This is a genomic window from Arsenophonus sp. ENCA, assembly GCF_002287155.1.
Classification (GTDB): domain Bacteria; phylum Pseudomonadota; class Gammaproteobacteria; order Enterobacterales; family Enterobacteriaceae; genus Arsenophonus; species Arsenophonus nilaparvatae.
This window is the reverse complement of sequence record NZ_NHNG01000503.1, coordinates 1-2,090: the sequence shown is the minus strand read 5'-3', so window position 1 is coordinate 2,090 and position 2,090 is coordinate 1. Positions and strand designations below refer to the sequence as shown.

Here is a 2,090-nt window from a genome sequence, read left to right as displayed (position 1 = left end):
TATTCAATCGCCTGCTGGATATCACTAAAGGTTTGGGATTGGGAATTGCGTTCACGGCTAAACAAGCCTTTGACTTTTTCAAGTAGACTTAATGACGGGTTGGGAACAACGGTCGTTTCCTCGATAAATTCGAGCAGGGTTTCTTCGGCGGCGGTAAAAACGCTATTTGGCGACAGTTTACGGTCAGACAGCGCACAAAGCCCTTGGCCTTGACGTAACTGCAACATACTGGTGCCAAGGCTGGCCGGATTATCGGTCACGGCAAGCCCCACTAAATAGGCCTCACCGGTATCTGAAAAATCGGTATCAATTTCGACCGAGGTATAGACTTTTTGCCGCTGTTTGTTTAAGGCTATCAACTCGTCGGTCGCTAAAATGACACCATAAAGTCCCAGTTTGCCGGCTAACAGGCCCTCTTTGATTTCTTCCGTATAGACCGAAAGCACATCGCCAAAGCAGGGCATCCAGGGCGATTTCAAATGTTCAAGGTTAATTCGTGCCCCAAAAGTGTCCGGGTCGTAGTTTTTTTCAATATCGGTCAGCCACTCTCGCTGGACTTTACGGCCATCGGTGGTGGCACCTTCCACACAGATACGAATCGGTTTGGTTTTTTTCATTACACAGGCTCCCGCCAGGGTAGGGTTTGTTGACATTATGGGCATAGCATTAAAAAGATAAGGGAGGGAAACAAGGCGAGGCGATTGTTTGAACTGTCAAACAAATGTTAAGCCAAGCGGGTCTTAGGCAATCTTCGTTATGCTAGCTACATGAAAAATGAAAACCCCTTTTTACGACACCGCGCCCGACAACTGGCTTTAGAAGGCTACAGCCCGAGTCAGATTGCCCATATGTTGGGGCAAAATGTCTCCACCGTACATAGCTGGAAACGGCGASACCAGTGGAATGCGCAAAATGCCAAGCAAGCTGTCAAACTGAGCCTGGAGGCGCGGCTTTGTCATCTCATCGCCAAAGAACACAAAGAGGGTAAAGACTTTAAGGAAATTGACCTGCTTTATCGGCAATTGGAGCGCCAGTGCCGGATTGAACAATACCAACAAGGCGGAACGGAAAGAGGGCGTGATAAAAAAATAATCGCCCCCCTGCTGAAAAAAATGCTTTTAGTGATGACCATATTACGTCTCTTTTACACCATTTTCACCAACATCTTTTTGATTACCAGAAGCACTGGTATCAGGCAGGATTAACCTATCCGATACGCAATATTTTAAAATCGCGCCAGATAGGCGCCACCTGGTTTTTTGCCCGCGAGGCGTTGATGGACGCGTTAACCACCGGCCGCAATCAGGTATTTTTATCCGCCAGTAAATCCCAGGCGTATGTTTTTAAGGATTATATCATCAAAATGGCGCAGGAAGTGGATGTTGCCCTAAAAGGTGACCCCATCGTGTTAGCCAATGGCGCCACGCTTTATTTTCTTGGCACTAATGCGCGCACGGCCCAAAGTTATCACGGCAATCTTTATCTGGATGAATACTTCTGGATCCCGAAATTTCAGGAATTACGTAAAGTGGCGTCTGGCATGGCGATGCAGAAGAAATGGCGGCAGACCTACTTTTCAACCCCGTCAAGCCTGACGCATAGCGCTTACCCGTTCTGGTCTGGCAAACTGTTTAACCGGGGAAGGTCGAAAAAAGACYAGATTGATATCGCCATCAGCCACCAGTTGCTTGCGAACGGTCGCTATTGTGAAGATGGTCATTGGCGACAAATCGTGACGTTAGACGAYGCCATTAACGGCGGCTGTAATCTGTTTGACCGTGAAGGGTTAAAAAAGCGCTAWAGTCCTGATGAATATCAAAACCTGTTGATGTGTGAATTTGTTGACGATATTGACTCACTGTTTTCGTTTTCACTGATGCAGGCCTGTCAGGTGGATAGCTGGGACGTGTGGGCGGATGTCAGTCCCTTGTGATCAGACGTGAGATATTTAAAACGAAAACGTGAGATAAATGTGGGGAGATCCGGGGAGATGTGGGGAGTTATGAGATGGAAAGTGTAATTCTATTACCGTCACGGTAACAGGATTACGGATGAAGAGAAGCACTCTTGCTCTTTAATTTTCAAGGTTC

1 protein-coding gene and 1 pseudogene are annotated in these 2,090 nt (G+C 47.2%); one reads left to right on the top strand and one right to left on the bottom strand.

The annotated features are described in order from the left end of the window. Nucleotides 1-617, bottom strand: a 617-nt coding sequence (locus tag CBG25_RS13235; protein WP_290607189.1) for a GPO family capsid scaffolding protein, incomplete at its 3' end; no start/stop codon positions are given. 150 nt (nt 618-767) lie between these two features. Between CBG25_RS13235 and CBG25_RS13230 the strand changes: the two are divergent. Further along, nucleotides 768-1,918: pseudogene (locus CBG25_RS13230) on the top strand (terminase family protein); the annotation flags it as partial. Nucleotides 1,919-2,090: the final 172 nt, after the last annotated feature.